The organism is Stieleria sp. (assembly GCF_041595215.1).
GTDB lineage: Bacteria > Planctomycetota > Planctomycetia > Pirellulales > Pirellulaceae > Stieleria > Stieleria magnilauensis.
In genome coordinates this window covers 1-2,513 of the sequence record NZ_JBFHKV010001163.1, presented here as the reverse complement: position 1 = coordinate 2,513, position 2,513 = coordinate 1, and the positions used below count along the sequence as shown (strand labels likewise).

Below are 2,513 nucleotides of genomic sequence, written 5' to 3'. Positions count from 1 at the left end.
TTCACGCTGCCGTTTGCATCGTCCGAACGCTCGGCGTCGTTTATTGAACCCCGCTGGGGTTCCTCTCCCTCTGTGCCACTACTACCCGGGGTGCGCTTCGCGACCCCGGGCTGTGTTGTGGCACCGCTCTGCGGTGTGGCGCCGATCGGCGTGAGCCGACCGAGCTTAGCTTGAAACCACCTTGAAAGACCGGAGGAAACGCGCCACTGGCTGACCGGCCTGTTGATTTAATCAGCCGTTTGGCGCGAGCCTACGGGCGCCGGTGAGTAATCGACATAATGAATGCCCGTACGCTTGCGCGAAACGGCTAATCCCACGTGCGATCGGATTAAATCAACAGGCGGTGACGCCACGTGCTGGGATGCCGGTGCGGCCGTCACGCCTTCTCGATCAACGGCCGAAGTTGATCACAGAACAGTTCCAGCAACGCTTTGGTGTCGCTTTCAGCGAACAGGCTGGGATCACAGCGAAGCGAGAAGCTCAGCTTGCGGCCGTAGATGCTCGACGACAGCGTGCTGCGGGTGTGTTTACGCAGCGGTGGCACTCCGGTGATCGCTTCCAGTGTGAATTCATCACAGGCGATCTTGCCACGTTGCTTGGGCAACCGTCCGGTGAACCGACGCGACGGGTCACCGGCATTGGAAAAGACGCCGGTCGCGAGGCAGCCGCCGTACTTGAGCAACTTTTGCATCGTGGTCCCTTCCATCGCCGATGTGAGCGCGTTGACGAAGGCGGATTGGGGGCCGCCGTTCTTGAGTGCGAGCGTGTCTTGGATGACCAGATCCATCAGTCGTTTTTCGTCTTGGATCTCGGCGACGGTTTTGGTGACGAACGTGCAAGCGGTCATGTTGCACGCCGGGATTTCGAAATCTTGGCCGTCGCGCATGTCGGCCGGGACCAGCAAACGGATCTTGCGCGATCCGGTCGTCGGCCCGTTCCACTTCAGTGCCGCCTGAAACATCTTGCACAGGAACAAGTCATTCAGCGTGCCGCCCTGTGACGTCGCGGCGGTTCGCAGGGTCGCCAAGTCGCCGGAGGAGAATTCTTGCTTGACCATTCCGGGCAGCACAAAGTTGGCGGGCGGAGTGGCCGGTGGCCGCAGCGGGGCGGTTCGGGTGCTCAGGTGATTCCAGCCTTCGGCGATCGCGATTTTTAATTTTTTGAATCCGCTGTCGTGAATGCGGATGCTGCGCATTTTCGAGCGACGCACCTTCAACAACGCGGTGTCGAAATTCCCCAGTTCGACCTTGCCCTCGCAGCTGGGCAGACGTTTCATGTAACAGCCGAGCAGGTCGCCGACGAAGCGATAGCCGCCGGTGCCGTCACAGGCCGAATGGTGAAACTGCATCGTCACCCGCGCCGAATCGGCGGACTGCCGGACCCAGATGCGGAGGCCGGTTTCGGTTCGAATGTCGATGTAGCCGTTGTTCTTGAATTCCATCGGCACGTCACCGTCGGCCCAATCGACCGGCGGGACCTTGTCGGGAGCCGGCACCCAGCAAAGCCGATTTTTCTTGGCCAATTCGATAACGCAGAACAACAGCGGATGACGGACCAACGCCTCCTCGAGCGCGGCCTGAAAGATGTCTTGATCCAGGCGGCCCGAAAAATCGAGGTCCAGGAAGAACGACATCGTGTACTCGGGACTATCGTCGATCAGAAAAAACCAATCGATCGGCGGCACGTAGAGCGGAAAGGTACGCCCGTAGTCGGGAAGATTCGTTTGGATGGACATCGACATTACGATTCGTGAATCGAGCGATCCGGCGGTCTGCCTCATTGCAGAACGCTTTCACCGAACGCGCCATCGCACAAGATTAATAGTCACAGCGGTATTCTGACAGCGGGGTGCGATTTCAATGGCAGAAGATTTGGGAACTGCTGGCGGATCGACGGGATCAGAGAGGTGTGACGCTGCGTCACGTCACAAGGGTGTCCCGGCGAAAATCAGCCCACCGATGGCCGAAGCGAACCCACGGATGTCAAGCAGCCTGGATTCCGTGGGTTCTACGCGTTGCGAGATTCCGGCGATCGGCAAAAGGGGTTGAGGCGGTCGACGGACGCACGTCGCACGCGAGGAGCCTCGCTAAGGCTATCGCCAGCTTCGGAATGAGCCTGTCCGCAGTCCATCACCGGTCAGCTTGGAGCGGAGTCGTGATTTCATTGGTGCCCATTTAGAATTTGGTGGCGCACGACTCCCTGAGCACGCCTCGTCGTAAGTTCAAAGGGGATTGTTCGTTGAGGAACGGACAAAGCGGCAGCCTCGCGTCGTTGCCTCGATCGGGAGGTCGGTGGAGTGATGGACCTATGGAGGCCCAATCAGAATTAAATCGCTGACTTCATTGCAACACAACTTTAAAGACCGTACGCCTCACAAACCTTGGCGTGCCAAGCCGCTGAATTCACAGCACTCGATATTTGTCTCACCGTATCAATTTCCTTTGGTTCAGGATCGGGGAACTGAACACCCATTAACACATCATCCGCAAATGCATTTCCGTGTAGCGATCGTC

1 protein-coding gene is annotated in these 2,513 nt (G+C 58.4%); it reads right to left on the bottom strand.

All coding sequences use genetic code 11. The features are described 5' to 3' along the window. Nucleotides 1–376 precede the first annotated feature (376 nt). On the bottom strand, nucleotides 377–1,735 hold the full coding sequence (locus tag ABX749_RS29230) for a hypothetical protein (RefSeq protein WP_372899150.1): 1,359 nt from the start codon (nucleotides 1,733–1,735) through the stop codon (nucleotides 377–379). Nucleotides 1,736–2,513: the final 778 nt, after the last annotated feature.

Coding starts and splice junctions, on each gene's coding strand:
- ABX749_RS29230 (WP_372899150.1), bottom strand. CDS start 1,735: ATGTCCATCCAAACGAATCTTCCCGACTACGGGCGTACCTTTCCGCTC.